Genomic DNA, 24,422 nt, shown 5'->3' with positions numbered 1-24,422 from the left:
GCCACCACCGGCTGCGCCGGCGGTCCCCCTCCCCCAGCGAGCTGGGGGAGGAATTGGCCTGCACATGATCATCGGCATGGGCTCGGACCTCTGCAATATCGAGCGGATCCAGAATTCGCTCGATCGCTTCGGCGAGCGGTTCGAGAATCGCGTCTTCACCGACATCGAACGCGCCAAGGCGAATCGCCGACCGTTCACCAAGGCGGGCACGCTGGCCAAGCGCTTCGCCGCCAAGGAAGCCTTTTCCAAGGCGGTCGGAACCGGGTTCAAAGCCGGCGTGTTCATGAAGGATATCGGCGTGGTCAACGCGCGGTCGGGCGCGCCGACCCTGGCGCTGAGTGGCGGCGCCAAGGCCAGACTCGACGCGATCACGCCGGCTGGTCACGTGTCTTATATACATGTAACACTAACCGACGATCACCCCTGGGCGCAGGCATTCGTGGTGATCGAGGCGCGGCCCGCGCCGAATGATGCTATCGGGTCGGCAATTGCTATCGGAATCGGTGAATGAGTGACGAGTTGGCGTTGAACGACGGAGAATTCGAGCCCGCGGCGACCCCGGTGGAACCCGCGGTCCCTGCTCCCGCCGACAAGTGGCGCGCGCGCGCACGCGCCGTCTGGAAGGAGATTGCCGGCATCTTCTGGCTGATCCTGGCCGTGCTGGGCTTCCACAGTTTCATCGCCAAGCCGTTCTACATCCCATCCGAATCGATGCTGCCCGGGCTGGAGGTCGGCGATCAGCTGGTCGTCGCCAAATATGCTTATGGCTGGTCGTTCATCTCGCCCACTTTACCCAATCCCGCTGCGATGTGGCGCGACCTGGTCGAGCACAAGCCGCAGGAAAGCTGGGGCGTGCAATTGCCGTTCATCCATGGCCGGCTGTTCGGCCGGTTGCCCGAACGCGGCGATGTCGTCATCGTCACGCCGCCGGGGCGCAACACCGATTATATCAAGCGCGTTATCGGCCTGCCGGGGGACCGGATCGAGGTCCGCAACGGCGTCGTGTTCATCAACAACGTGCCGGTGAAGCGCGGCCCGGTCCATTATGTCGATCTGCCCGATTATGGCGGCGTCGCGCTGACCGGTCAGGAATATGGCACGACCTGCGACATCCCCGGCGGGCTGCAGGGTCCGGCGAACAAGCATTTCTGCCGGTTGCCGCTGGTCCGCGAGACGCTGCCCAATGGGCGCAGCTTCGAAACCGTCGACCTCAGCCGGAGCACACCGGGCAGCGATCCGAATTATTACGAAGGCGACAATTACGGTCCGATCACGGTTCCGGCCAATCATGTCTTTCTGATGGGCGACAATCGCGAACGTTCCGCCGACAGCCGCATCGCGCTCGACCAGGGCGGGCTCGGCGGGCCGGTGCCGTGGGAATATATTGGCGGCCGCGCCGAGTTCATTACCTTTTCCAAGAACGGCAGCGCGACCTGGAACCCGCTGACCTGGTGGGGCGGCCTGCGCGGTGGCCGCGCCGGTACCTCGCTCCACCCGGCGCGGGATAAATAGTGGCTGAAGACACCCCCACGCTGGTCGCCGAGCCCAGCCCCAACGAGATGCGCGATCCCGAGATGCGCCGCGAGTTGAAGCGCGCGGCCGTCTGGCTGGGACTCGCCGCGACGATGGCGCTGGTCGTGATCCTGATCCAGCCGATCCTGATCATCCTGGCGGGTCTGGTATTCGCCTCGATGCTCGATGGCGGCGTCCGGCTGTTGGGACGCGCCCTGCCGATTCCGCGCGGCTGGCGACTGCTGATCGTCGTCGTCCTGACGATCGCCTTCATCGGAACCGTCTTTTACAAGACCGGCGCCGGCGTGGTGATCCAGTTCCAGCAGCTCCAGGCGACGCTCGAAATCCAGGCCGACCGACTATCGCAATGGGCGGCCGCGCAGGGCATCCTGCCGGGCGCCGACGACTTCAAGGGTCTGGCGCAACAGGCATTGGGGTCGGTCGGCAAGCTGACCAGCTGGATCGGTACTGCGCTGGGCGCGGTCACCACATTGTTCATGATCATGGTGATCGGCCTGTTCGTCGCGATGGAGCCCAGGATCTACGATCGCGGGCTGCAATGGATGGTGCCGAGCGATTATCGCGGCGAATTCTCGATCACGCTGGCGCGGATGGCGAAGCAGCTCCGCCGCCTGCTTGCGGGGCGACTGGCGGGCATGGCGTTCGAAGGCGTGGTGACGTGGATCGCGCTCAGTCTGTTCGACATTCCGATGGCGCTGGTGCTCGGCATTATCACCGGCATGCTTGCCTTCATTCCCAATATCGGCGCGTTCGTCAGTGGCGTATTGATGGTGTCGGTCGGCTTCAGTGCGGGGATGGACAAGGGGCTGACTGCGATCGCGATCTATTTCGTCGTCCAGACGTTCGACGGCTGGGTCGTGATTCCGTTGGTCGCGCGGCGCACGGTCGATCTGCCGCCGGCGCTGACCCTGTCGATGCAGATCCTGGCTTCGACCCTGTTCGGCGTGCTCGGGCTCGCGCTCGCCGACCCGCTCACCGCGATGATCAAGGTCGCCCTCGAGCGCAATTCGGAACGCACCGCCGAAGAGGATGCCGAGGCCGCCGCCGCCGGCATGGGCATGCTGTGACGATCAGGCTGCACGATTATTGGCGCTCGTCGGCCAGCTACCGCGTCCGCATCGCTCTGGCGATGAAGCAGGTCGATTATGAGCGCCACGACGTCAATCTGCTCAAGCGCGAACAGGTTGCGCCGGATAATCTGGCGGTCAATCCGCAGGGGCTGGTGCCGACGCTCGAGATTGACGGCCATGTTCTGGCCCAGAGCCTCGCGATCATCGACTATCTCGACGCGCGCTTCCCCGACCCTCGGCTGATTCCGGCCGACGCATTCGCCCGCGCCATGGCCTTGCAGCGCGCCCTGGTGATCGCCGCCGACATCCATCCGATCGACAATCTGCGCGTGCTGCGCCGGCTGAGCGAGATGGGCGTCGACCAGTCGGCACGCGACGATTGGTACCGCCATTGGATCGTCGAGGGCTTCACCGCGCTGGAAGCCATGGCGGGCAGCGGCGCCTTTCTGGGCGGCGCGGCGCCCGATTTGTCCGATGTCTGTTTGGTGCCCCAGATGTATAATGCCCGGCGGTTGCAGACACCGCTCGAAGCCTTCCCCCGGCTGGTGGACATCGACGCCCGGCTGACCGCGATCGACGCCATCGCGGCGGCACACCCCGACCGGTTCCAGCCCGCCGACTGAGCATAGAACTCACGGCTCCAAATCAGTCGGTAAACGTCAGTCCGGGCAGTTTCGGCCCCGCTCCATGGTCAACGATGAATTGCGCGATGATCTGCCGCATCGCCTGGTTGGTGATGCTGTTATAGGTCGTGTTGAAATCATGCCCCGAATAGGGAAACAGGATTCGGCGGACTTCGAGCCCGCCGGCTTTCGCCCTACGCACGAAATCCGCCCCCGCTTCCGGCGATAGCAAGGGATCGGACGCGCCGCTCAGGATCAGAGTCGGCGGATTGCTGGGGAACTGAAACTTGCGCAAGTCGATCGCGGCATAACGCTCGGGATAATCGCGCGGCGATCCGCCGATATAGCGTGTCAGGTACGAACGCTGCTCGTCGCGCAATTCGCCCGTATAATACCACGATCCGATGACATCGATCAGCGGCGCCTTGGCAACCACGGCTGCGATATGCGGAATGGCCGGGCCGCATTCCGGGTCGGTGCGCTTGGCATCGGCCAGATATCCGGCCGCCATCGCCAGGCTGCCCCCGGCCGATCCGCCGGTCAGCGTCACGCGATCGAGATCGATATGCAATGCCGTCGCATTGGCGGCGGTCCAGGCCAGCGCGCATTGCACGTCGCGCGTGGCCAGATTCCAGGTCGGCCGATCGTCCCTGGCCAGCCGATAGTCGATGCTGATCACGGTCCAGCCATGGTCGGCGAACCAACGCTGGTTCGCGGCGCCGGACGAGCGGCTGCCCTGAAAGAAACCGCCGCCATGCACGGCGATCAGCACCGGACTTGGCGTGTTGGCTGGAGTTCCCGCCGGATGATAGATGTCGAGCCAGAGGTCTTCGCCACCCGGTCGCGAATAGACCCGACTTTCGTCGGGACGCGCGCCGTCACGCACCTCGCGCAATTCGAGTGCTTTGACCACGTTGATCCGCGCGCCGTTGACCTGCGCGATATAGAGCAGGTGAAGCATTACCCAAGTCGTCAGAGCGATAGTCGCGACCGCAGTGACGACGATGGCGATCGCGGCCCGCGATTTGAATAGCGAGTTCGCCAGCAAGCCGATCAACAAGGCGACGATCGCCCAGAGGAATAACCACGACGTGTGGTTGGGCACGACGCCCAACGCATAGATGCGAAACCACGGGACGATCGGCACGATCGCGCCGAGCAGGATCAGCAGGCACGGCAGCACCATGATCCAGGCGATGGTCATCATGCCGGTACGGCACAGTCTGATCGCCATGCTCATGCCGCGCCCTCCGGCGATGCGGTGTCGGGCATTCCGGCCGCGGGGGCATTAGCCGGCGGGGCGACCGGCCGCACGCCCAGCACGCCCGACAAATTGGGCAGGCGCGCGATCGCCGTCCATGCCGCCAATGTCGTGCCGGCCGCCAACGCCAGCAACAGCGCGCCCGAAAAGCCCCAGGCAGACCACAAAGCGAACACCAGCGGGTGCCAAAGGTAGAAGAACAGGCTGTCCCGGCCGATCGCGCTGATCAACGCGACGTCGAACGTTATCCGCCGCAGCCAGGGAAACAAGACGATCAGCGGGACGCACAGCAGCAGTTCGGCGGCCGCCTCTGCCGCGGTCGAGGGATGGTCGTACAGGCGCGACCACCACAACAGCCCCGTGAACGCGACCAGCAGCAGCCGATATTCATGCGTCGGCGCGGGGCGACGCGCGACCCACATCCCCAGCGCGAAATAGATCGGATAGATGAAATAGCGCCGGTCGGGCGTCCATGCGTCGAACTGCCAGACATGGTGCCCAACGCCGAACACGTACATAGACCCGATGCTGATCGGGATGGCGATCGCGAGCATCGTCGCGGGACCGAGGCGGCACAGCTTCGCCGCGAACATGAAGGCAAGAATGACCGGTACGAACCACAAATGATACGGCGGACGGATCATCGCATAGAAGGGCGAGAACCAGTCGATCGATCCGGTGATCACCAACGCCATCGCACAAGCGGCGAGCCAGGGGAGCACCATGCGGTCATAATATTTTCGCAGCAGCCCGGTCGACGACAGGCTCCGCGCCTGTTCGAGGTTGAACAGATAGCCGGTCAGACCGATGAATAGCGGCATCCGAAAGCCGACCCCGAACCAGGTCAGGAAATGGTGGCGTTGGCTCAGTTCGGCGAAATGTCCCAGGATGACCAGGATGACCAGCGCGCCGCGAAACAAGTCGATGCCCGAAACGCGCTGCTTTTCGACGCGCGGCGGGGGTGATGTCCACGCGACATCGCGGTTCTGAAGGCCCTCCCCCATGGAATGGGATATTGCCGGGCAGCCGTTTCGATCCGTTGAGCGACGATGGTAAACGCCGTCTTTACCGCTCTCTCGCTCTCGGCCGCCGATCGTTGGACATCGCGCAGGGGAAGGTTGCCGCCGCTTTAAACGTTTCAAAACGACTGGTCGGTAAAGCGCGAGCCTATGGCTAGTCAGCACACCGCATCGATCCATTCGTCGCAGGGCGGCGAATCTCCGGCAACCCGCGTCGCCGCTTTCGCCGCGCCGCCCTTCTCGACGCCGCATGTCGTCGCGGAGATCGCCGAGCGCCATCCCGATGCCACCGCGCTGGTCGCGCCGTGCGGCACGCTCAGCTATGCCGAGCTCGACGCCCAGGCGAGCCGTGTCGCCGCCTGGTTGCGGGCACGCGGTGTCAGTCGCGAATCGCTCGTCGGCGTGTGCCTCGAACGCTCGTTCGACCAATTGGTCGTCGTGCTCGGCGCCTGGAAAGCGGGTGCCGCCTATCTGCCGCTCGATCCGAGTTGGCCCGATGGCCGCCTCCAGACGATTGTCGAGGAAGCCGCCTGCGCCCTCGTCGTCGGCCGCGAAGACACCGCCGCGCGCTTGCCAAACAGTCCGACGCCGGTCGTCACGCTCGACTGGCAGTCGCCCGAACTCGCTGACGCCGAGCCGCTCGCGCCGACGCCCAACGATCCCGATGCGCTAGCCTATGTGATCTATACCTCGGGTACGACCGGCAAGCCCAAAGGCGTCGAGGTCACGCACGCCAATCTCTCCTGGCTGATCGGCTGGCACAACGAAGCGTTCGGCGTCACCGCCGAGGATCGCGGCAGCCACCTCGCCGGCCTCGGCTTCGACGCCTCGGTCTGGGAAGTCTGGCCCTATCTGTGCGCCGGCGCCTCGGTCGTGCTGGCGACCGACGACGTCCGCACCTCTGACGAACGCCTGCGCGCCTGGCTGATCGTCCAGGGCGTCACCGTCGCTTTCGTTCCCACCGCGCTCGCGCAGGACCTGGTCCGCGACGATTGGGCGGTGGGCACCAAGCTGCGCTACATCCTGACCGGCGCCGACCGCCTGCTCGGCCGCCCGCGCCCCGGCCTGCCCTTCGCGCTGGTCAACAATTACGGCCCGACCGAGTGCACCGTGGTCGCCACCTCGGCGATCGTGCCGCCGGGCAACGAGGAAACCGGCCTTCCCGCGATCGGCTATCCGATCAATGGCACGACGATCCGGATTCTCGACGCCGAGCGCCGCCCCGTCGCTGACGGCGAACAAGGCGAAATCTATATCGGCGGCCCGCAGGTCGCGCGCGGCTATCGCCACCAGCCCGACCTCACCGCCGCCGCGTTCGTCACGATCGACGGCGAGCGTTTCTATCGCACCGGCGACCGCGCCGCCTGGCGCCCCGACGGCCAGATCACCTTCCACGGCCGCGTCGACGACCAGGCCAAGGTGCGCGGCCATCGCGTCGAGCCCGAGGAAACCGCCAGCGTCCTGCGCACCCATTCGGGCGTCCGCTCGGGCGCGGTCGTCGCGGCGCCATCGCCGGACGGCGGCGACATGCTGGTCGCTTATGTCGTCGAAAAGGACCCGCTGTCGGCCGAGGAGCTGCGCGAATTCCTCGGCAAGACCTTGCCCGAATATATGATCCCCGGCGCGTTCGTCCGGATGGACGCGCTACCGCTCACCGCCAACGGCAAGCTTGACAAGCGTGCCCTGCCCGAAGCGAGCGACGCCAACGCGCTCGCCTCGGCCGGCTTCGCCGCGCCCGAGACGCCGGCGGAAGAAAAGCTCGCCGAGATTCTCGAAGGCGTGCTTGGCCGCGGCAATGTCGGGGTAGACGACAATTTCTTCCTGCTTGGCGGCCATTCGCTGCTCGGCACCCAGGTGGTGCTGCGCGCGGGCGAGGCATTCGGCATCGATTTGACGCTGCGCGACCTGTTCCAGGCCCCGACCATCCGCCAGCTTGCCGCGCGGATCGAGGAGATCGTCTTCGCGATGATCGAGGCGATGGACGACGACGAAGCGGCCAGCCGCGCCCAGCAATAACGGCCGAACGGAGAGCCGACAGACATGACCGAGCAATCGCCCATCGCCGCGGCGCAGCCGTTCGATCCGAGCCTCAGCCTGTTCCAGCTGCTCGATCCCAAGGTCCACGCCGATCCCTTCCCCTTCTACCGCCGCCTCCGCGAGGAAGCGCCGGTGACGTGGGATCCGTTCATGCACACCTGGGTCGTGACGCGGTATGAGGACGTGCATTTCGTGCTGAAGGAATTCAGCGCCGACCGCACGCCCGATCCGAAGAAGATGGAAGCGCTTGGCCTGCCCTCGCTCGGCCCGGTCGCCGACCTGATGGCGCGCCAAATGCTGTTCCTCGACGCGCCCGACCATACCCGCCTGCGCAAGCTTTGCATGAGCGCCTTCACCCCGCGGCGGGTCGAGGCGATGGAAGACAAGGTCCGCGAGATCGCGCACGGCCTGATCGACGAGGCCGCCAAGGGCGGCGAGTGCGAGCTGATCGCCGATTTCGCAGAGCCGTTCCCCGCGATCGTCACCGCCGGGCTGCTCGGCGTGCCGCTCGAGGATCATCGCCAGCTCAAATCCTGGTCGGCGACGTTCGCCGAGATGCTCGGCAACTTCCAGCACAATCCCGACCGCATCCGCGACGTGCTGAAATGCGTCGCCGACATGACCGGCTATTTCCGCGATGCGGTGCGCGAGCAGGAACGTAATCCGCATGACGGGCTGATCCGATCGCTGATGGACGCCGAGGTCGACGGCCAGCGCCTGTCCGAGGACGAGGTCGTCGCCAATACCATCGTGACGATGGTCGGCGGGCAGGAGACCACCACCAATCTGATCGGCAACGGCATCCTGACGCTCACTCGCCAGCCCGACAAGATGGCGCAATTGCGCGCGCATCCCGAGATCATCGAACCTGCGGTCGAGGAATTGCTGCGCTACGAGACGCCGAGCCAGCACACCGCGCGCATCGTCAAGCAGGACACCGAGATCGGCGGCAAGCTGATGAAGAAGGGCGAGGCGGTGATGGCGGTAATGGCTGCCGGCAATCGCGACCCCGAGCGCTTCCCCAATCCCGACGAGCTCGACCTCACCCGTACCGATAACCGCCATCTCGCCTTCGGCTGGGCGGCGCATTTCTGCTTCGGTGCTGCGCTGGCGCGAATGGAAGCGCGAATCTCTTACCTCGCGTTGCTCGCTCGGATGGAGGACATTCGCGTCGCGGTGCCGGAGAGCACGCTCGAATGGCGGACCAATTCGGGGCTGCGTGGCCTGTCTGCCTTGCCGCTCGCTTTCCGTCCCGTCGCGGGCTGACACCCATGAACGCGCATGTCGACCTGTCCGCGTCGAAGCGGGCGCTGCTCGAAAAGATGATGCGCGGCGGCGGTGTCGCCTCCGCCAAGCCGCAGCAGATCGAGAAGCGCGCGCCCGACGCAGAGATTCCGCTGTCGGCCGACCAGCGCCAGGTGTGGCTCCACGCCATCATGGCGCCGGACATGCCGCTCTATAACGAATCGATCACGATCCATCGTTTCGGCAGTTTCGACCGCCGCGCGATGGAGCGCAGCGTCAACGAGATATTGCGCCGGCACGAGGCGTGGCGCACCGCCTTCGTCGAAGAAGGCGGCGTGCTGGTCCAGCGCGTCCGCGAGCATCAGGACATCCTGCTGCCCTATGACGATGTCAGCCATCTGCCCGAAGCGGAGCGCGATGCCGCGGCGCTGGCGATCGGCCAGGAGGATGCCCGCCGCGCGATCGACCTGAGCGACGCGCCGCTGTTCCGCGCGCGGATCGTCAAGCTCGCCGACGACAATCACCGGCTCTATTTCACGCTCCACCACATCATCTTCGACGGCGTGGCGATCTATCGCGTGATCGTGCCCGAACTGGCCAAGTTGTACGACGCATTTTCGCGCGGCGCGCCCTCGCCGCTGCCGATGCCGGCGCTGCAATATGGCGATTATACGATCTGGCAGCAGGAGCACCTCAAGAGCGCGCCGATCCAGAAGCAGATCGATTACTGGCGCAAGACGCTGGCCGACGCGCCGCCCAAGCTCGAACTGGTGGGCGACCGCACCAAGCCGGCGCGGCCGACCCATGCCGGGTCGATGGAAGTGTTCGAGATCCCGAACGAGCTCATCGAAAATCTCAAGCAGGTCGGGCGGCGTCACGGGGTCACGCTCTACATGACCCTGCTCGCCGCCTATCACGCGCAGCTTCACCTCTATTCCGGCGAGGAAGACATCATCGTCGGCGGCGTCACCGACCTGCGCCGCCGTCCCGAACTCGAAAATGTCGTCGGCTATTTCCTCAACACGATCTCGCTGCGCGCCAAGCCCAAGGGCGAGACGCGGTTCAGCGACTTTCTGATCGAGGTCCGCGATTCGGTGCTCGGCGCGCTCGCCGCGAGCGAGGCGCCGTTCGACGAGGTCGTCCGCGCGCTCGACGTCAAGCGTCAGCCGGGCACGCATCCCTTGTTCAATTGTCTGTTCTCGATCGAACCCCCGGTCGATCCCTTCCCCGACGGCTGGGACCTGACCCAGATGGACGTCGTGGTCGGCGGCGCCAAGTTCGACCTCTATCTCGAACTCGACGAGCGTCAGAATGAGGGGATGCACGGCCGCTTCCTCTATTCGACCGAATTGTTCGATCCGTCGACCGTACGGCGGATGATCGGCCATTACATGACGATCCTGGAGGGCGTCGTCGCCGACGCGACGCTGCCGCTCAAGGATCTGCCGCTGATCGGTGAGAGCGAGCGCCGCAAGCTGCTGACCGACTGGAACGCGACCGAGGCCGCGCCGCCAGCGAACTTGCTGCCTGACGCCTTCCGCGCGCAGGTCGCCGCGCGCCCGGACGCCACCGCGATCCGCTTCGGCGAACATGCGGTCAGCTATGCGATGCTGGACGCGTGCGCCGGCGCGATCGCCGCGTCACTGCGCGCCGCCGGCATCGAAAAGGGCGATCTGGTCGGAATCTGTCTCGACCGCTCGCCCGACATGGTCGCCGCCTTGCTGGCGGTACACCGGCTGGGCGCTGCGTACTTGCCGCTCGATCCCGATTTCCCCGCGGCGCGACTCGACTATATCGCGAAGGATGCTGGCGCGAAGGGGCTGCTCAGCGAGCGTGCGCTCGACCATGTCCTCGCCGATTGCGGTCTGCCACGCATCCTGATCGATGATGTTCGCGAAGGCGCGCGTGCCCCTGCCGCCGTGACGGTGCAGGCCGAGGACCTCGCCTACGTGCTCTACACGTCAGGCTCGACCGGCAACCCCAAGGGTGTCGAGATCGGTCATGGCGCGCTGATCAACCTGCTCGAATCGTTCCGCGCCAATCCCGGTTTCACCGCGGAAGATTCGCTCCTCGCGGTCACGACCCTGTCGTTCGACATCGCCGGACTCGAACTGTTCCTGCCGCTGATCAGCGGCGGCGAGCTGATCCTCGCACCCAAGAGCGTGACCGCCGACCCGCGCCAGCTGAACGAGCGGTTCGTCAGCAGCCAGCCCAGCGTCATGCAGGCCACGCCCGCGACCTGGCGCGCGCTGATCGAGGCAGGCTGGCAGGGTTCGCCCAATCTGCGCATCCTGTGCGGCGGCGAGGCGCTGCCGCGTGATCTCGCCGAAAGCCTGATCCAGCGCTCGGGCGAGCTGTGGAACGTCTATGGCCCGACCGAGACGACGATCTGGTCGACGCTCGCGCGCGTGACACCGGGCGACGGGCCAGTGCCGATCGGCCGGCCGCTCACCAACACCACGATCCACATCCTCGACCGATACCGCAACACCGCGCCGATCGGCGTGGTCGGCGAATTGTTCATTGGCGGCGCCGGCCTAGCGAAGGGCTACCGCCATCGCCCAGACCTCACCGCCGAGCGCTTCGTCGAGATCAGGGGCGAGCGGCTGTACCGCACCGGCGACCTGGCCAAATACCAGGCGGACGGGACGATCCTGTGCCTCGGCCGGGTCGACAATGACGAGAAGATTCGCGGCTATCGCGTCGCGGTCGAGGAGATCGAAGGCGCACTCTCCGAGCATCCCGACATCGTTGCCGCCGCCGTGCGCAGCTGGCCCGACGCCTCGGGCGAACGCGCGCTAGCGGCTTATGTCGTGACGCGCGGCGACGACATGCCGAGCCGCGCCGAATTGCGCGCGCATCTCGCCAAGACCTTGCCCGACTACATGATCCCCTCGCATTTCGAGCATCTCTCGGCGCTGCCGATGACGCCGAACGCGAAGGTCGACCGCAAGGCGCTGCCGCAGCCGGGCGGTGCCGGCGCCCGCGCGATCGAACCGCCGCAGGGCGAGACCGAAACCACGCTCGCCGCGATCTGGTGCGACCTGCTGCGCATCGGCCAGGTCAGCCGCGACGACAGCTTCTTCGAACTCGGCGGGCATTCGCTGCTGGTCGCGCGGCTGCTGGTGCGGATCGAGCAGCAATGGGGCCGCCGCATCGGCATGGCCGAATTCTTCCAGGCGCCGACGCTCGACAAGCTCGCCGAGCGGATCGACAGCGACGCCAGCGCCGATCTGGGTGAATGGGTGCCGCTCCAGCCCAAGGGCGACGAGCTACCCTTGCTGTGGCTCGACGGCGGCCCGACCTTCATGGCGCTGGCCCAGGCGATGGGCACCGATCGCCCGTTTCTCGGCCTGCCACTTGGACCCATTCTCGAACGCACACTCGAGCCCGACATGACGTTCGAGCAGATGGCGTCGGAGATCGTCGCGGTGATCCGCGCAACGCGCCCCAAGGGGCCGTATCTGATCGGCGGCTGGTGCACCAACGGCATCATGGCGTTCGAGGTCGCGCGGCAATTGCGCGCTTCGGGCGAGGACGTGCCGCTGCTCGCGCTGGGGCATTCGATGAACCCGGTCGCGTTCCAGCGGATCACGTCCACCCAGATGCGGATGAGCAAGGCACGCTACCATCTCGGCGTGTGGAGCAACCTGCCGATCGGCAAGCGGCTCGATTACGCGTTCGACCGCGCGCGCGGGCTGATGGAGGATGTCGGCGTTGCCGAGATCGCCGAGCGCGAGGGGCGTTATCGCGTCTTCGCCGCGCAGATGGAACAGGCCGCCTATAGCTATTTCCCGGGCGATTATGATGGCGCGGTCGCCTTGTTCCAGCCGGCCGAACGCCTCGCGGTGCTCGACAGCCGGCCGGGCTGGGCGGAGGTCGTGCGCGGCCCGCTCGAATCGTACGACATCCCCGGCACACACGGCACGATGGCCGAGCCGCCCAATGTCGCGACATTCGCCCAGCGGCTGACCGAAGCGCTCGATCGGTCCTGCCGGCCGGGTCGCCGCCTGAGGCCCTGATCATGGAGATGGTCGCGATCGACCAGGCCGCGCCGGGCATCGCGACCCTGGCGTTGTTCGACCTCGACCTGCCGCGTGCGGAACTCGACGAATATAGTTTCTGGCTCGATGCGGACGAGCTTCTGCGCGCATCGCGGTTTCGCCGCGCGATCGACCGCGACCGATTCGTCGCGCGGCGTGGACTGTTGCGCGCGCATCTCGGTCAGGAATTGGGCATCGCACCGCAGATGGTACGCATCGCCACCGACGAGCATGACAAGCCGTTTCTGCTCGACGATCCCGATCTCGCCTTCAACCTCTCGCATTCGAACGGGCTGGCGTTGCTGGCGACGATGCGCGGGGGAGCGATCGGGTGCGACATCGAATGGCGCAATCCCGACCTCGCCTGCCCGCGCGTCGCCAAACGGCTGTTTGCGCCGACAGAATATGACGCGCTGGCCGCGCTGCCGCCCGATCAATGGATCACCGGCTTCTACAATTGCTGGACGCGCAAGGAAGCGTATGTGAAGGCGCTTGGCCTCGGCCTGTCCTATCCGCTCGACTCTTTCACCGTGTCGGTCGCGCCCGGCGAAGCAGCGCGCTTCACCAGCGACGAAAAGGGCTGGGCACTAAGTGCGTTCGAACCGTCACCCGGCTATCAGGCCGCGCTGGTGACCGGGACAGGGCCTTCGCCCGCGCGGTAATAAGGTTTGCCGCGCACCATCGCGATCGCCTCGAGCACGATGTCCTTCGAGAACAACCACAGCCAGCCGAGATACGCGACGCCGCCGGCCGCAACCAGGATCGCGAGCCGGAGCTGCACCGCCATCTCGGGCAGGATGGTGTCGATCCCGACAACCAGCGCACCCATCGCGATCGCCGGCGTCACGGTTGGCGCGATCGCCTTCGCCAGCGCCATAGCCGACAGGCCGAGCACCGGCAGCACGCGCCAGGCGGTGATCGCGAGATAGACGAAATAGGCGAAGAACCAGGACGCGGCGAGCCCGGTCACGCCCCAGCGCAGCCCGACCACGAACGCCAGCGGCAACAGCACCGCGCCGATCATGCCGGTATGGACGTTGATCCCCGGCCGCCCCATTGCGCTGCACGCCGGACTGAACAACACCTGGAGCGTCATCGCCGGCATCGCCAAAGCGAGCAACCGGACCAGCGGCGCGGCCGCGACCCATTTGGGGCCGAGCACGGTCGCCACCAGCGGTCCGGCGGTCACCGCCAGCCCGATATAGAAAGGCATCGCGACCAGCATCACCATCCGCGACGAGCGCGCGAAGCCCTGCGCGACGGCATCGCGATCGTCCTGCATCCGGGCATAGATCGAAAAGGCGACGTCGTTGATCGCCGGCACGAATTTCGACACCAGTATCTGGGTCAGGAACAGCCCGGTCGTGTAGAGACCGAGCGTCGCCGGATCGAGCACGCGGCCGGCGATGAACACGTCGGCTTGGCTCTGCAGCACCCAGAAGAATTGGCCAGCCGCCATCAACCCGCCGAACTTGGCGAGATCGCCCGCCCCGCGGAAGTCGAACAGCGGCCGGTAATGATGCCCAGATACCTTGGTCATCCCGATCGCGCGCGTGACGTACAGGACCGCCGGCGCCAGGATCAGCGTCCACACGCCAAGCCCGGCATAGGCGCCCGTCAGCGCCGCCACCGCGCCGGTGATAGACGACAGGAAATAGACCTTGGCCTGTTGCTTGAAGTCGATCGCGCGCGCCAGCAGCGCATAGGGGAAAGCCACGAACGGCGTGGTGGCATAGATGAACGCCTGTACCCTGAGCAGGTCGGCGACAATCGGCTGGTGGAAATAGGCCGCGACCAGGGGCGCGATCGCGAACTGCACCGCACCCAGTCCGAAGTTAAGCACGATCAGCATGCCGTAGAGTTGGCGGATCGTGCGCTCGTCGGCATCGGGTTTCTGGATCAACCCGCTGGCCAGCCCCGCGCCGTTGAGCATGTTGAGCACCGCCAGCACGACCTGGGTCATCGCGAACAGGCCATAATCGTGCGGGTCGAGGATGCGGATGACCAGGAAGGTCGCACCCCAGGTAATGATCTGTCCGACGATCTGCGCACCCGAGCGCCAGATCACCGCCGACCGCGCCTGCGCGAACAGCGAGGGGGCTGGAACGTCCTTTTCCGATTCCGGCTTGGCGACGGGAGTATGCAGCATCGCCGCCGCTATGCATGCGTTACGCTTAAATGCGCGTAAAGGAGATACGCATGCCCGTCCGCTTCGCGCTCGGCCGCGCGGGACGGCCGCCATTCGCCGCGCGACTGCCTATTTCGGGGCGATCGAGATGGTCAGCAGGTCCGAATAAACGCCTGCACGCTTCCCCGAAGCGCCATTGATGACGAAGTGCAGCGGCAACACGTCGGAGGCCGGATTGCTCCCGCCCGATTCGTACTGGCCACGCCCGCCGAGCGCGATCGTCTTGTTGCCCACGGTGATCTCGTAGGGAATGCTCCATTGCGTGTCGGAGAGCCGGAGCAGGCCCGAATTCTTCGATGCAAATTCCAGGCGATAGGCCCGCGTACTCGACACTCTGACCTGCAGCGAGACGCCCGAAACCCCATCCTGCAATTCGCCGAGATCGACCACAGCCTGACTGCCATTGCGCTGATACTGACCGGAAAGACCGAGCACGGCGGACGGCAGTACGTTCACGCCGACGATCATCGCGCGGGACGCCAGCGACTCGCCCGTCCCGCGCTGTTCGGCGACCAGCGACAGCCGCTGGCTATACAGCCCATCGGCGGTAAGGCCTTCGTCGTTGGCAGCGAACTGATAGCGCACAACCTGTTGGCTGTTCGGTGGCAGCACGATGGGCCGTCGCGCCGAACTGGCGATCGTCCGGCCGGACAGCGGGGTCGCATTGACGTTGGTGAAGGTGTCGAGCAGCGTGTAGGCAACGCGCCCGTTATAGGTCAGGTTCGTCAGTCCGAACGGCTCCTGGTCGGTGACGAAGACGGCATCGAACGTGCATGCCGCGCCTCCGTCATTGCGAAAGATAACGTCGAACGTGGCGAGCGGATCGCTGTTGCCGAAGGGGTCGTATCCCTGGATGATCCAGTCGGCGCTGGTGCTGTCGATATGGAGCTGGCAATTGGCGGCCCGCATAGCGGACTGCGCCGATGCCGTGCCCGGCAGCAACAGGGCTATCGCCGCGATCGAACTCGATAAAGCCAGTTTCATCCTATCCCTCACTTCACCGGTTTGAGCGTGATCGTCTTCAGGTCGACCAGTCCGGTCGTATCGCCCGGCACGCTGAATTGGAACGTTACGGCGCCGCTCCCGAGTTCGACGCGATAGGTTACCGCCGGGCGCAGGTTCTGGATCGCGAAGCGGCCGACCGAATTGGTGAAGAACGGCAACGGCTCCTTGTCCTTGCCGTCCTCTGCGATCACCCGTCCGCCGATCAGCGCCACCGGCTGCCCGTTCGGCAGCAGGAGGGTGCCCATCGCGCTCGCAAACGCATCGGTTCCGACGCGCAGCCTGTAGCCGCTGTGATAGGGCGGATTCACCCGTACCGATCCGGGCCCGATATCATAGCCCGGCGGCACGTCCTGGACGTCGTACTGGATCGGCTGGTTGACATAGCTCGTCAGATAGCCGTTCACCGCCGCGCCGAACGTGCCGCTCTTGCTCATGTAATCGCTCTCCGCGAGCGACTGGCCGGCCACGACGCTGCGGCCGCCCAGATTGTGATGCGGGTAGAGCAACGCAAAGCTGTCGTTGATCCGCCGCCCGACGCCGACCACGCCATCGGCGAACGCGATCGACGTTCCGACGCGCACCGAGGTCACGTTGACCGCGCCGAACTGCCTGAAGCTGGGGCCATAGCTCGCCTGCGACAGCGTCGCGTCGAACCGGTTGGCGGTATAGTCGGCGAAGCCTTGGGCGTTGATCGCGCCGTTGTCGCGGTTTGCCACCGCTCCATAACCCAGGCTGCCGATCTGGTTCGACGAATTGTGGATGTACGACAGCGCCTGGCTGTCCGTACTGCTCTCGTATCGCGCCTCCGCCCGATCGCGATAGGACGGCTGGAAGACGATCGAGATCGATGCTCCCAAACCACGCCCACGGCCGAACGAACTGTCTAGCTTGGTATAATCGACGCCCGCGCGGACGCTGAGCTTGCTGGTGATGTAGTAATTAGCGGACACGCCGAGCCGATAGCTGTCGCGACGATCACGATTGCCCAGATAGCTGCCCACCGCCAGCAACGAAAAGCGTTGCGAGAACTGGTGGGTATATTGCGCGCTCAGGTTGAAGCTGTTGACGTTGTCCGGAACCGGCATCGACAGCACGGCGAACCGACGCGAGACATAGTCGACGCGTACGCTGGCCGAATCCACCAGCCCGCCGCGATCGATCAGCAGGTCGTAGCCTATCCCCAGGGAGTATCCCTGGCCAACGCGGCGAGCGTTGCTGACGCCGCCGTCGAACAGCAGGCGCGACCCGCCCGGCAACACGAATTGTGTCTGTGCCGTCAGCGTCTGCGTGTCGCGATTTGCCTGAACCCCGATGCCGATCGCCGGCGCGTTGACGAATGCCTTGCGATAGAAGCCCGAGAACGAGACCGGGCCATTGTATTTCGGCGTGCGCCCGAAATTCGTGCTCGTCGGGCCGATATAGGCAGCGTACTCGAAATCGCCGGGAGCAAGGTCGATCGGGTCGAGATACTGGCTGTAGTCGATCGTCTGAAAGCCGCCGGCATTGTTGCTGACCTGAATCTGCACATCGTTGCTGCCGGCGAGCAGCGGCAGCGAGCTTAGATCATACGACCCGGCATCGAGCCGCATCTCGCGATAGAGGACGCCGTTGCGCAAGATGCGTACCGTGGCGTCGTTCTGCAAAAGCAATTGGCGATTGCCCTGCAACACCGATGATCGATAGGGATCGAACCGCTGTCGCTGCCGGCTGATGCCGATGCCGCCGATCTGGGCATAGCCCTGCTGGCCGCGCACTTCCGGAGTAAGGTCGCCCAGATACAGGCGGATGTAATCGCTCGGCAGGTCATAGACGAGGCGAGCATAGTTGCGATTGAAGGTATAAGCGCCGCCGCCGAAATTGTCCTGACCGAACTGGCCATCGCCCTCGAACACGAATTTCTTGATGCGGATGGCACCATTCAGCGCCACTTCTGGCGGCTGTGATTGCGCACCATTCCAGACATAGCCGTAATAGGCGTTGATATTGAGGAAGGCCGATACGGAGGCCGGCGAAAGGTCGACGACTTCCTGACCCGCGCTCGGCGGCGCGAACAAATTCTCCACCGCGCGCTGCGATGGATCGATCGTCAGCACAACGACCGCGAGGCTGCTCGGGTCGTACTCGAAGGAAATGCCCATCACCTTCAAGGCGTCCGATTCAAGACGTTCGGCGTTCGGATCGATTGCCGTGACCCGCTGCATCGCCGCCTTGGTCAGCAGCGGCGCAATCAGTTTTTCGAAGCTGCGGCGATCGACGAGCAACCGATCGTCATAGGTCAGTCGGATCGGCAGATCGCCGAGCGACCGGTTCCTGAACATCAACGGGACCGTCAGGTCGAGGTCGCGGTCGTACGGATTGATGTCCGGCCGGCCGTATTTGCCGATCGGCAGGCTCGAGGTTCCGGGCTGTCCGACGATCGGCAATGAATTGATGTCGGGTTCGGCCGGCTGAGCGGGCTGGGTCGGCTTGCCCGGCAACGGCACGGTGGTCTGCCCCGGAGTCGGGCTGCTCTGGGGCGCCGGGGCAGGCGGTGGCGCCTTCGGTTGCGGCTGCGGCAACGGCACCGAGACCTGGGCGCCGGCGGTCCCCGCCGCCAGACAGAACCAGGCGGTCGCGGCCAGCAGGGATGCCCGCGTCATTGGGCGAACTTTACCGTGATCGGTCCCGGGCCGAAGGCTTGAGGGATCGGGAAGCGATAGATGCGAACCGCACCGCCGCCGGCGATATAGCCGCTGCCGATACCCCGCATCAGGTCTTCCTGCGTCACCGTCAGCCGGACCGGGCGACCATCGGCAGCCTTGCCGTCGATCAGCCACTTGGCAGCCGACATCATCATGTGACGCCGCCCGTTATTCTTCATGGTGACCTCGAGCCCAGGGACCTTCGGCGGCAGCGGGTCGCCCGCCTTGACGGGCTCCGGCTGATAATCGATCTGCTTGACCGACGTCACCGACACGTCGGGCCGCGCGCCCGTCGGCGCGACGACGATCAACGCCTTCATATGATAGACGACCTGGACGTTGGCGCTCTGCGGCGCCGCCCCCGGTTCAGCCGGAATCGGCAGCTGGTTGACCGACAGGTAATAGGCCTGCGACGTCGGAATGTCGGGTGTACCCACCCATTGCAGGCGAATGACCTGGCGCGCGCCTTGCGGCAGCATACCCTGCGGCGGGAAGACGAGGAAATCGCCGTCCGCCGGAGTTTCGGTCGGCACGCCATATTCGTTGAAGGTGAGCTTCGTGATGCGCGTTTCGAACGGCAAGCGGCCGGCATTGAGGTTCTGCACCTCAACGCGCGCGGTCGAGTTGCTACCGGTCGTCGTCATCTCGACGATCATCGGGGAGACGCGCATGGCAAAGACCGACGCCGCCATGCCCATAGCCGCCACGACAGCAACAGCCGAGCGCACGACAGCGCGCGAGAAAGTATTCAACACCGTTTCAGGCCCCCGCCCAATGATTCACGCGGCTATGTCGCGCACTCAAATGTAAAATTAGGTAAAGGAAGGAGGGGAGGATAAAAATCCCCCCCTCCCCTTTTGCCTATTTCGGGTACCGAACGATCAGAGCGCCTTGAGCTCGACCGTCAGGGTGTCCGAATAGTTGCCTGCGACGAGCGCCTTCGGCGGCACCGGAGCATTGACGACCATCGTCATGTTCGAGCGCCAGGCGCCGTAATGACCAACCTTCGAGCCGTCGCCGGTGCCCGCAGTCAGCGTCTGCGAGTTGGCAGCGGCAACCGCACCCTGCGCGCCGGCCGTGAAGGTCGCGGCCACCGAATACGGGATGTTCGCCTGGAAGTTGTTGGTGTCATAGCCACCGGCGGCGGCGTTCTTCATGCCGTCGGCGCCATTGCTCTTGGTGATCGAGACGTCGTTGTTGAAGTTGCAGCCCGCAGTCGTGCTGTTGACGGTCGCAACCGCGGCCGACATCATGTTGAACGCGCTGCCGACCGAGGTCGCCGCCTGGGTGTTCACGCCGATCGTGCCGAAGTCCAGCGTATGGCTGGTGCTGCTGCCACCATAATATGAGCAGTCCTTGGTCACGTTACCCGAAATCGTCCAGGTGTTCGTCACGTCGGAATTCGCCGTGTCGGCGTTGCCGGCGTTGCTGCCCGACTGATCGTAACCGACGCCACCGATCGCGGTCGCGATGTTATAGCCGAAATGACCGAGCGCACCGCTGTACGAGATGGTCGAGCCCGGGAAGATGCCCGGGGTCTGACCGGACCAATTGATATTGTCGGCGTGCGCAACGCCAGCGGTCGAGAGGAGCGCCGCAACGGCGGCAGTCGAAAGAAGCTTCTTCATTGGTTTCCACCCTTATCCAATGACGGCTGTTCGATACCATATCGAAACGATTCGCCGACATATCAGTCATTTACTAAATACTTGGCCGATGACAACTAAATGCTGGTTGATATACATCAGTTCCCACTGAATATTGTGAGACGCGGACGCTAATCTACACGAACGGCCAAGACTTCGTGCCCAGCAATCTCTGGTATTATTGTGACCTTTTTTGTTACTTCATCAGGTCGGCGCCATCGTTATTACGATGGTTTCACCATATTCTCCGGCAAGGAGGCCCGAGCTGCTCGTCACATTGCCCACATCCAGCCGTAGCAGCATCCCATCCTGGGCGATCCCGCCAAGGCTCGACATGGTCTGGCCCGCAACCAAGGCGCGGCCTTCGAACGCTCGCGTTAGGAGCTCCCGGTCGGGCCGGCGGACCGGCAATTCGACGTTGAGGCTGTAGGGAACCGATCCCTGATACCCGCCCTGCCCGCCGGGCATCAGCAGGTTCTGGATCGCCCCGCGCTGTGCCTGTATCGACATCGTGAACGGCACATTGCAGTCCAGCTGGACCCGCGTGGTCGCGCTGATCCTGGGGCGCGACAAGTTACCAAGGTCGGTGCTCTGCCCCGCCGCCATGCCACAGCGCTGTGAAATGTGGCCGGCTAGCGCGATGTCGACGCTGCGAACGTTCGATATTTCCTGAGCCGAAGACGGCAGCGCGACCACGGCCGCAGCCCCCGCGCACCCCGAAATCACGGTCCGGGCGGAAACGCGCAACGCCGTCGGAATTAATCTGGAAATTGCACCCGCTAGATCGGCTCGCCGAGCGAGGACCACAGCGATCCGTGCCGCGAAGCGCGGCGTATTGGCTTTCATTTCCCCCACCCGACTCAATCCTTAACCTTCGATATACCAAATACATAAATGGATTGAGAGTCGAGTCTAACGATTGGTTAACGGTGAGTGGTTACTTGTGCCGAATTGGATCAATTCGCCAAGCCGATAGAATCCAACGAATTCTCTACGAATGCTCGCCTACGAAACGCGGTTTTTGTCAGTTTTTTACAACTGAATACTCATTTTGATCATACCCGTTTTGGAAATGATGGCCTTTGCCAATCCTTAACTGGGACTGGATATTGTGAGCGCCGTAGTTTCAGTAAGCGGCGGGCGTCATCATGGTCAGAAGGATTGGCAAATTAGCGGTGGCGGGGCTTCTCTTGGCGGCCGGCACGTCGGCAGCCAACAGCGAGTCGTTCGGCATCGATCTGGTTCTTCGCGTCCCCGTGATGTGCAAGGTGAGCACCGGAACGGGTGTTGCCGGCGCGGGCCCGTCGATTCCCGGCTCGTTCGAACTCGGCGAGATCCAGGAATTCTGTAATGCGCCGCGCGGCTATGACCTGTTGGTCCACTATAGGCCGGGCACGCTGAAGGGCATGACGCTGATCGCAGGCGATGCGCGCGTTCAACTCGACGGTTCAGGCTCCGCCGTGGTCGGCCATTCGTCGGCCCCGGCGATCAAGGTGCGCAATCTGTCGGCGATCCCCGGACCACAGGGATTCGACGCCGACCATCTCGATTTCGAGGCGGTCGCCGCACCCTTTTGAGAGGTCGCCGCCGTCGCCTTCTCCGGTCACCGGCGCGAGGCGCGCGCATATGCGCCGCCTCATTGCGCCGCATGGGCTCGATCGCAGTACGGGTAAGACGCTGCCTGACAATGCGCGGCGCGCGGCGACGGCTTGATCCCGGCCCTGGCGCGGCTTCGTCCGTATCGAGGATCGCCGCGCGCCATCGCCAGTCGCTTGCGCAAGATCATCGCCAGGCGCCGGTGTTCCCTTTATGTTCATATCATGCGACTCGCGCGTGACCGTCTGATCTTCCTTTGCCTCGTCGCGCTCGACGACATCATGCACGGATGCGCGACCGCGCCGGCGGCGCCCTCTCCGCAATTCCGCGCGGTGCTGGCCATGCTCTACGCGCTGGGCGACCGGAGCGAGCGCGCGCTGTTCGACGACTTCTGGAGATCGAGCCAGTTGGCGCCCAGCCACACGATGACCGAGCATCAGGCCAATCACCGCCGGATGAGCCTGTTGGCGCGGATGTGGCCGGCCATCTGCCGCCATGTCGGCGTCGAGCCGAGCACCGACTTCACCCTGGCGCTCGCCGCCGCGCGCCATCGCGGCGACAGCGAGCACGCGCGGCTGGCGCGGCTGCTCAGCGAGGTCGAGCATAACCGGCGCGTGCTCGACCGGCACAAACGGCACAAACAGCAATGCACGGTTCGCGATTGAAGGGGCAGCGCGGCGGCCCATCGCAGTGGGCGGAACAGGACGCGCCGCGCATGTGTTGACTGCTCGCACTCGACATTTGGGAGACTGATCATGCCGAACAGCAAGCAACGCCGCGACAGCCATGGGCGCTTCAAGGCCGACAACCGCACCCGCAACCGGTCGGTCGCGGCGGGCGCGGTGCTGGCGGTCGGCGCAGGACTGGCCGCCGCCTTGTGGCGCGGATGGGTGAAGATGCCGCGCGGGCCGTGGACGGCGGACACCGAGGGGCATGAGGCGCCCGACCTAGCGCTCGACGCCGCCAAGCCGGGGACTGACCGCGCGCCCGAGGATTTCCGGCCCGATCCGGAAGCGATCCCGACCGCGGCCGAGCGCGAGGCGCTGAAGCCGGCCTCGGTCCACTGATCGCGCGCATCGGACTCTCCTTTACGGATACTTACGTATCCGCAACCAAACGGCCTCCGGCGCATTGTCCAGCGGTGCGGGATAACAGGAGGAGAGTTCGATGCGTATCCTTACCCTTGCGTTGATCGCGGCCACCGCGGTGACGACCGCCGGCTGTACAGAAACCTATGATCAGCCCGGCTATGCGAGCGATTACCGGAGTTATCGCCAGTACGACTATAACCGGCCGGATCCGCGCTATAACGGCTATTATGCCGACCAATATTATGTCGATAATCCGCGCTATCGCGAGCGCCGGCTGAGCCGCAACGACCGCGTCTATGTCGGGCGCGACGGCCGCTATTATTGCCGCCGTTCGGACGGGACGACCGGGCTGATCGTCGGCGGCATCGCCGGTGGCGCACTGGGCGCGGCGATCACGTCCGGCCGGTCGGAGCCGCTCGGCATCCTGCTCGGTGCGGCGGCCGGTGCTGTTGCCGGCCAAGCGATCGACAAGGACAATGTCCGCTGCCGGTGAGGTAGCGATCTAAATCCTCTCCGTTCACGGCGAGGGGGACCACTCGGCGTTAGTCGCGTGGTGGAGGGGGTTTGCCGCATCGGGCTCGCATGCGGCACGCCCCCTCTACTATTGCTGGCGCAATGGTCCCCCTCCCCATTTCATGGGGAGGATTTGATCAGGTCGATGCAGGCGGTTGTTTCTTCGGGAACAGCCGCCTGAACGCGTGGCGGAGCAGGAGCAGCATCGCCACCGCCGCACCCGCCACCAGCACCGCGATCACCACCGCCGCCCAGGGGCTGGCGATCGCGGCGATCAGCAGCCCGGTGGTCGCGACATCCTCGCCGCTCGACACCGCGATGTTGCTGAACGGCTCCGGGCTGGCATTGACCGCGGCGCGCGTTCCCGCCTTCGCGCCATGCGTCAGCAGCGCCGCGCCGCCGCCGAGCAGCAAGGCGACGACCTGCCATTTGGTGTCATGCGGATCGACGATCGCCAGCGCGAGCAAGGCGCCGCCGACCGGGCGGACGAGCGTGTGGACAGTGTCCCACAGGCTGTCGATCCACATCACCTTGTCGGCGAGGAATTCGGCCAGCGCGCCGACACCGGCTGCGCCGATCACCCACCAACTGGCCAACACGTCGAGGCTGTGCAGCTGATGCGGCAGCGCGATCCAGCCGGTGTGCATGGCGAGCCCCGTGGCGAAGATACAAAGGTACAGCCGCCATCCGCTCAACAGGCTGACGCTGGCTGCGAGTCCGATGATGCCGACTGCGTCCATGGGGGCGGTTTAGCATAGGGGGAGGAGGGCGCCTCCTAAAATTCCTCCCCAAGCTCGCTTGGGGAGGGGGACCGCGCGCGTCAGCGCGTGGTGGAGGGGTAAAATCCCATCCTCGCCGCTTCGCGGCTGCG

General features: G+C 65.0%; 21 protein-coding genes. 12 read left to right on the top strand and 9 right to left on the bottom strand.

The features are described 5' to 3' along the window. Positions 1 to 64 precede the first annotated feature (64 nt). The 4 genes from acpS to maiA are packed head-to-tail and all read left to right on the top strand — an operon-like array spanning position 65 to position 3,226. Positions 65 to 511 (top strand): holo-ACP synthase, encoded by a 447-nt coding sequence (acpS, locus tag SPR01S_RS07475; protein ID WP_066587347.1) that lies wholly within the window; start codon positions 65 to 67, stop codon positions 509 to 511. After that, positions 508 to 1,512, top strand: coding sequence for a signal peptidase I (lepB, locus tag SPR01S_RS07470; RefSeq protein WP_066587345.1), 1,005 nt, complete (start codon positions 508 to 510; stop codon positions 1,510 to 1,512). The genes acpS and lepB overlap by 4 nt, the downstream gene beginning before the upstream one ends. Continuing rightward, positions 1,509 to 2,600: an AI-2E family transporter gene (locus SPR01S_RS07465; RefSeq protein WP_439646728.1), complete on the top strand. Its 1,092-nt coding sequence runs from the start codon at positions 1,509 to 1,511 to the stop codon at positions 2,598 to 2,600. The genes lepB and SPR01S_RS07465 overlap by 4 nt, the downstream gene beginning before the upstream one ends. Further along, positions 2,597 to 3,226 (top strand): maleylacetoacetate isomerase, encoded by a 630-nt coding sequence (gene maiA / locus SPR01S_RS07460; protein ID WP_066587342.1) that lies wholly within the window; start codon positions 2,597 to 2,599, stop codon positions 3,224 to 3,226. Before SPR01S_RS07465 ends, maiA begins: the two co-directional genes overlap by 4 nt. Before the next feature lie 22 nt (positions 3,227 to 3,248). Here the strand turns inward: maiA and SPR01S_RS07455 are convergent, their stop codons facing one another. After that, complete coding sequence (locus SPR01S_RS07455) at positions 3,249 to 4,466, bottom strand: alpha/beta hydrolase (protein WP_084251019.1); 1,218 nt, start codon at positions 4,464 to 4,466, stop codon at positions 3,249 to 3,251. Then, positions 4,463 to 5,491 (bottom strand): acyltransferase family protein, encoded by a 1,029-nt coding sequence (locus SPR01S_RS07450; RefSeq protein WP_066587339.1) that lies wholly within the window; start codon positions 5,489 to 5,491, stop codon positions 4,463 to 4,465. The genes SPR01S_RS07455 and SPR01S_RS07450 overlap by 4 nt, the downstream gene beginning before the upstream one ends. 165 nt (positions 5,492 to 5,656) lie before the next feature. On the opposite strand from SPR01S_RS07450, the gene SPR01S_RS07445 reads away from it, so the two are divergent. From SPR01S_RS07445 to SPR01S_RS07430, 4 genes are read left to right on the top strand one after another with little or no spacing between them, the layout of a single operon-like run. Then, entirely contained in the window at positions 5,657 to 7,522 is a 1,866-nt protein-coding gene (locus SPR01S_RS07445; RefSeq protein ID WP_066587337.1) for a non-ribosomal peptide synthetase, read from the top strand. 24 nt (positions 7,523 to 7,546) lie between these two features. Further along, a complete protein-coding gene (locus SPR01S_RS07440) occupies positions 7,547 to 8,809 on the top strand; it encodes a cytochrome P450 (protein ID WP_066587334.1) in 1,263 nt (420 codons plus the stop codon). Positions 8,810 to 8,814: 5 nt separating this feature from the next. Beyond that, positions 8,815 to 12,810: a non-ribosomal peptide synthetase gene (locus SPR01S_RS07435; RefSeq protein WP_066587333.1), complete on the top strand. Its 3,996-nt coding sequence runs from the start codon at positions 8,815 to 8,817 to the stop codon at positions 12,808 to 12,810. A 2-nt stretch (positions 12,811 to 12,812) separates the two neighbouring features. Next, a complete protein-coding gene (locus SPR01S_RS07430; protein ID WP_066587331.1) occupies positions 12,813 to 13,493 on the top strand; it encodes a 4'-phosphopantetheinyl transferase family protein in 681 nt (226 codons plus the stop codon). On the opposite strand, the gene SPR01S_RS07425 is transcribed toward SPR01S_RS07430, so the two are convergent. The 6 genes from SPR01S_RS07425 to SPR01S_RS07400 all read right to left on the bottom strand — a co-directional run bounded on the left by SPR01S_RS07425 (position 13,448) and on the right by SPR01S_RS07400 (position 21,197). After that, complete coding sequence (locus SPR01S_RS07425; protein ID WP_066587329.1) at positions 13,448 to 14,980, bottom strand: lipopolysaccharide biosynthesis protein; 1,533 nt, start codon at positions 14,978 to 14,980, stop codon at positions 13,448 to 13,450. The two genes, SPR01S_RS07430 and SPR01S_RS07425, sit on opposite strands and share 46 nt — an antisense overlap. A 108-nt stretch (positions 14,981 to 15,088) precedes the next feature. Then, positions 15,089 to 16,003 (bottom strand): hypothetical protein, encoded by a 915-nt coding sequence (locus SPR01S_RS07420; RefSeq protein WP_066587326.1) that lies wholly within the window; start codon positions 16,001 to 16,003, stop codon positions 15,089 to 15,091. Between the two features lie 8 nt (positions 16,004 to 16,011). Further along, entirely contained in the window at positions 16,012 to 18,663 is a 2,652-nt protein-coding gene (locus tag SPR01S_RS07415; RefSeq protein WP_245661909.1) for a fimbria/pilus outer membrane usher protein, read from the bottom strand. Beyond that, on the bottom strand, positions 18,660 to 19,397 hold the full coding sequence (locus SPR01S_RS07410) for a fimbria/pilus periplasmic chaperone (protein WP_169803393.1): 738 nt from the start codon (positions 19,395 to 19,397) through the stop codon (positions 18,660 to 18,662). Before SPR01S_RS07410 ends, SPR01S_RS07415 begins: the two co-directional genes overlap by 4 nt. Before the next feature lie 189 nt (positions 19,398 to 19,586). Then, positions 19,587 to 20,333 (bottom strand): hypothetical protein, encoded by a 747-nt coding sequence (locus SPR01S_RS07405; RefSeq protein WP_066587321.1) that lies wholly within the window; start codon positions 20,331 to 20,333, stop codon positions 19,587 to 19,589. A gap of 222 nt (positions 20,334 to 20,555) precedes the next feature. Next, positions 20,556 to 21,197: a hypothetical protein gene (locus SPR01S_RS07400; RefSeq protein WP_066587319.1), complete on the bottom strand. Its 642-nt coding sequence runs from the start codon at positions 21,195 to 21,197 to the stop codon at positions 20,556 to 20,558. Positions 21,198 to 21,526: 329 nt separating this feature from the next. On the opposite strand from SPR01S_RS07400, the gene SPR01S_RS07395 reads away from it, so the two are divergent. The 4 genes from SPR01S_RS07395 to SPR01S_RS07380 all read left to right on the top strand — a co-directional run bounded on the left by SPR01S_RS07395 (position 21,527) and on the right by SPR01S_RS07380 (position 23,531). Then, positions 21,527 to 21,928: a hypothetical protein gene (locus tag SPR01S_RS07395; RefSeq protein ID WP_157082037.1), complete on the top strand. Its 402-nt coding sequence runs from the start codon at positions 21,527 to 21,529 to the stop codon at positions 21,926 to 21,928. 243 nt (positions 21,929 to 22,171) lie between these two features. Next, on the top strand, positions 22,172 to 22,612 hold the full coding sequence (locus tag SPR01S_RS07390) for a hypothetical protein (protein WP_066587311.1): 441 nt from the start codon (positions 22,172 to 22,174) through the stop codon (positions 22,610 to 22,612). Positions 22,613 to 22,702: 90 nt separating this feature from the next. Then, positions 22,703 to 23,014, top strand: a complete 312-nt coding sequence (locus SPR01S_RS07385) for a hypothetical protein (protein WP_066587308.1) — start codon at positions 22,703 to 22,705, stop codon at positions 23,012 to 23,014. Between the two features lie 100 nt (positions 23,015 to 23,114). Then, complete coding sequence (locus SPR01S_RS07380) at positions 23,115 to 23,531, top strand: glycine zipper 2TM domain-containing protein (RefSeq protein WP_084251017.1); 417 nt, start codon at positions 23,115 to 23,117, stop codon at positions 23,529 to 23,531. A gap of 157 nt (positions 23,532 to 23,688) precedes the next feature. On the opposite strand, the gene SPR01S_RS07375 is transcribed toward SPR01S_RS07380, so the two are convergent. Continuing rightward, positions 23,689 to 24,291: a DUF4126 domain-containing protein gene (locus SPR01S_RS07375; protein WP_066587305.1), complete on the bottom strand. Its 603-nt coding sequence runs from the start codon at positions 24,289 to 24,291 to the stop codon at positions 23,689 to 23,691. Positions 24,292 to 24,422: the final 131 nt, after the last annotated feature.

Origin of the sequence: Sphingomonas pruni NBRC 15498 (assembly GCF_001598455.1) — a bacterium.
Classification (GTDB): domain Bacteria; phylum Pseudomonadota; class Alphaproteobacteria; order Sphingomonadales; family Sphingomonadaceae; genus Sphingomonas; species Sphingomonas pruni.
Note: the sequence above shows the minus strand (reverse complement) of the source record. Positions and strands in the feature narration are given on the sequence as shown.

Coding starts and splice junctions, on each gene's coding strand:
- acpS (WP_066587347.1), top strand. CDS start 65: ATGATCATCGGCATGGGCTCGGACCTCTGCAATATCGAGCGGATCCAG.
- lepB (WP_066587345.1), top strand. CDS start 508: ATGAGTGACGAGTTGGCGTTGAACGACGGAGAATTCGAGCCCGCGGCG.
- SPR01S_RS07455 (WP_084251019.1), bottom strand. CDS start 4,466: ATGAGCATGGCGATCAGACTGTGCCGTACCGGCATGATGACCATCGCC.
- SPR01S_RS07450 (WP_066587339.1), bottom strand. CDS start 5,491: ATGGGGGAGGGCCTTCAGAACCGCGATGTCGCGTGGACATCACCCCCG.
- SPR01S_RS07445 (WP_066587337.1), top strand. CDS start 5,657: ATGGCTAGTCAGCACACCGCATCGATCCATTCGTCGCAGGGCGGCGAA.
- SPR01S_RS07440 (WP_066587334.1), top strand. CDS start 7,547: ATGACCGAGCAATCGCCCATCGCCGCGGCGCAGCCGTTCGATCCGAGC.
- SPR01S_RS07435 (WP_066587333.1), top strand. CDS start 8,815: ATGAACGCGCATGTCGACCTGTCCGCGTCGAAGCGGGCGCTGCTCGAA.
- SPR01S_RS07430 (WP_066587331.1), top strand. CDS start 12,813: ATGGAGATGGTCGCGATCGACCAGGCCGCGCCGGGCATCGCGACCCTG.
- SPR01S_RS07425 (WP_066587329.1), bottom strand. CDS start 14,980: ATGCTGCATACTCCCGTCGCCAAGCCGGAATCGGAAAAGGACGTTCCA.
- SPR01S_RS07420 (WP_066587326.1), bottom strand. CDS start 16,003: ATGAAACTGGCTTTATCGAGTTCGATCGCGGCGATAGCCCTGTTGCTG.
- SPR01S_RS07415 (WP_245661909.1), bottom strand. CDS start 18,663: ATGACGCGGGCATCCCTGCTGGCCGCGACCGCCTGGTTCTGTCTGGCG.
- SPR01S_RS07410 (WP_169803393.1), bottom strand. CDS start 19,397: ATGGCGGCGTCGGTCTTTGCCATGCGCGTCTCCCCGATGATCGTCGAG.
- SPR01S_RS07405 (WP_066587321.1), bottom strand. CDS start 20,333: ATGAAGAAGCTTCTTTCGACTGCCGCCGTTGCGGCGCTCCTCTCGACC.
- SPR01S_RS07400 (WP_066587319.1), bottom strand. CDS start 21,197: ATGAAAGCCAATACGCCGCGCTTCGCGGCACGGATCGCTGTGGTCCTC.
- SPR01S_RS07390 (WP_066587311.1), top strand. CDS start 22,172: ATGCGACTCGCGCGTGACCGTCTGATCTTCCTTTGCCTCGTCGCGCTC.
- SPR01S_RS07385 (WP_066587308.1), top strand. CDS start 22,703: ATGCCGAACAGCAAGCAACGCCGCGACAGCCATGGGCGCTTCAAGGCC.
- SPR01S_RS07380 (WP_084251017.1), top strand. CDS start 23,115: ATGCGTATCCTTACCCTTGCGTTGATCGCGGCCACCGCGGTGACGACC.
- SPR01S_RS07375 (WP_066587305.1), bottom strand. CDS start 24,291: ATGGACGCAGTCGGCATCATCGGACTCGCAGCCAGCGTCAGCCTGTTG.